The 2,978-nt window shown below is 54.3% G+C and carries 1 rRNA gene; it reads left to right on the top strand.

Annotated elements, in window-relative coordinates:
• Nucleotides 1–47 precede the first annotated feature (47 nt).
• Nucleotides 48–2,955: ribosomal RNA gene (locus Xmir_RS35720) — 23S ribosomal RNA — on the top strand.
• Nucleotides 2,956–2,978: the final 23 nt, after the last annotated feature.

Below are 2,978 nucleotides of genomic sequence, written 5' to 3'. Positions count from 1 at the left end.
TGATGAGTCTCTCAACCCTGCAATCTGAAGACACCTTCGGGTTGTGAGGTTAAGCGAATAAGCGTACACGGTGGATGCCTAGGCAGTCAGAGGCGATGAAGGGCGTGCTAATCTGCGAAAAGCGCCGGTCAGGTGATAGGAACCGCAATACCCGGCGATACCCGAATGGGGAAACCCAGTGCAATCCGTTGCACTATCATTCACTGAATCCATAGGTGAATGAGGCGAACCGGGGGAACTGAAACATCTCAGTACCCCGAGGAAAAGAAATCAACCGAGATTCCCCCAGTAGCGGCGAGCGAACGGGGAACAGCCCAGAGCCAGCATCAGCATCAGCGCCAGGAGAACGGTCTGGAAAGGCCGGCAGTAAAGGGTGATAGCCCCGTATCCGAAGACGCTGGTATTGTGAGCTCGAAGAGTAGGGCGGGACACGTGGTATCCTGTCTGAATAGGGGGGGACCATCCTCCAAGGCTAAATACTCCTGACTGACCGATAGTGAACCAGTACCGTGAGGGAAAGGCGAAAAGAACCCCGGCGAGGGGAGTGAAAGAGAACCTGAAACCGTGTACGTACAAGCAGTGGGAGCACCCTTTGCGGGTGTGACTGCGTACCTTTTGTATAATGGGTCAGCGACTTATATTCTGTAGCAAGGTTAACCGTTTAGGGGAGCCGCAGGGAAACCGAGTCTTAACTGGGCGTTAAGTTGCAGGGTATAGACCCGAAACCCGGTGATCTAGCCATGGGCAGGTTGAAGGTTGGGTAACACTAACTGGAGGACCGAACCGACTAATGTTGAAAAATTAGCGGATGACTTGTGGCTGGGGGTGAAAGGCCAATCAAACCGGGAGATAGCTGGTTCTCCCCGAAAGCTATTTAGGTAGCGCCTCGTGAACTCATCTTCGGGGGTAGAGCACTGTTTCGGCTAGGGGGTCATCCCGACTTACCAACCCGATGCAAACTGCGAATACCGGAGAATGTTATCACGGGAGACACACGGCGGGTGCTAACGTCCGTCGTGAAGAGGGAAACAACCCAGACCGCCAGCTAAGGTCCCCAAGTCATGGTTAAGTGGGAAACGAAGTGGGAAGGCTCAGACAGCCAGGATGTTGGCTTAGAAGCAGCCATCATTTAAAGAAAGCGTAATAGCTCACTGGTCGAGTCGGCCTGCGCGGAAGATGTAACGGGGCTAAACCATGCACCGAAGCTGCGGCAGCGGCACGAATGTGTTGTTGGGTAGGGGAGCGTTCTGTAAGCCTGCGAAGGTGTGCCGTGAGGCATGCTGGAGGTATCAGAAGTGCGAATGCTGACATAAGTAACGATAAAGCGGGTGAAAAACCCGCTCGCCGGAAGACCAAGGGTTCCTGTCCAACGTTAATCGGGGCAGGGTGAGTCGACCCCTAAGGCGAGGCCGACAGGCGTAGTCGATGGGAAACAGGTTAATATTCCTGTACTCGGTGTTACTGCGAAGGGGGGACGGAGAAGGCTAGGCCAGCCGGGCGACGGTCGTCCCGGTTTAAGCGTGTAGGTGTGTGCTCCTGGCAAATCCGGAGTACTGCAACACTGAGGCGTAATGACGAGGCACTACGGTGCTGAAGTGGTTGATGCCCTGCTTCCAGGAAAAGCCTCTAAGCACCAGGTAACACTGAATCGTACCCCAAACCGACACAGGTGGTCAGGTAGAGAATACTCAGGCGCTTGAGAGAACTCGGGTGAAGGAACTAGGCAAAATGGTGCCGTAACTTCGGGAGAAGGCACGCTGGCATTAGGTGAAGAGACATGCGCTCGGAGCTGAAGCCAGTCGCAGATACCAGCTGGCTGCAACTGTTTAATAAAAACACAGCACTGTGCAAACACGAAAGTGGACGTATACGGTGTGACGCCTGCCCGGTGCTGGAAGGTTAATTGATGGGGTCAGCCGCAAGGCGAAGCTCTTGATCGAAGCCCCAGTAAACGGCGGCCGTAACTATAACGGTCCTAAGGTAGCGAAATTCCTTGTCGGGTAAGTTCCGACCTGCACGAATGGCGTAATGATGGCCAGGCTGTCTCCACCCGAGACTCAGTGAAATTGAACTCGCTGTGAAGATGCAGTGTACCCGCGGCAAGACGGAAAGACCCCGTGAACCTTTACTATAGCTTGACACTGAACCTTGAGCCTTGATGTGTAGGATAGGTGGGAGGCTTTGAAGTGTGGACGCCAGTCTGCATGGAGCCATCCTTGAAATACCACCCTTGAATGTTTGATGTTCTAACGTAGGCCCGTGACCCGGGCTGCGGACAGTGTCTGGTGGGTAGTTTGACTGGGGCGGTCTCCTCCCAAAGCGTAACGGAGGAGCACGAAGGTTAGCTAATCACGGTCGGACATCGTGAGGTTAGTGCAAAGGCATAAGCTGGCTTGACTGCGAGAGTGACGGCTCGAGCAGGTACGAAAGTAGGTCTTAGTGATCCGGTGGTTCTGCATGGAAGGGCCATCGCTCAACGGATAAAAGGTACTCCGGGGATAACAGGCTGATACCGCCCAAGAGTTCATATCGACGGCGGTGTTTGGCACCTCGATGTCGGCTCATCACATCCTGGGGCTGAAGTAGGTCCCAAGGGTATGGCTGTTCGCCATTTAAAGTGGTACGCGAGCTGGGTTTAGAACGTCGTGAGACAGTTCGGTCCCTATCTGCCGTGGGCGCTGGAAGATTGAAAGGGGCTGCTCCTAGTACGAGAGGACCGGAGTGGACGCACCACTGGTGTTCGGGTTGTCATGCCAATGGCATTGCCCGGTAGCTAAGTGCGGCAGAGATAACCGCTGAAAGCATCTAAGCGGGAAACTTGCCTTGAGATGAGTCTTCCCTTGTCCCTTGAGGACACTGAAGGAACGTCCGAGACGAGGACGTGGATAGGCTGGGTGTGTAAGCGTTGCGAGACGTTGAGCTAACCAGTACTAATGAACCGTGCGGCTTAACCTGACAACACCGAAGGTGTTTTGGGT

This window comes from Xenorhabdus miraniensis, from assembly GCF_002632615.1.
This window is presented reverse-complemented; position numbering and strand designations above follow the sequence as displayed.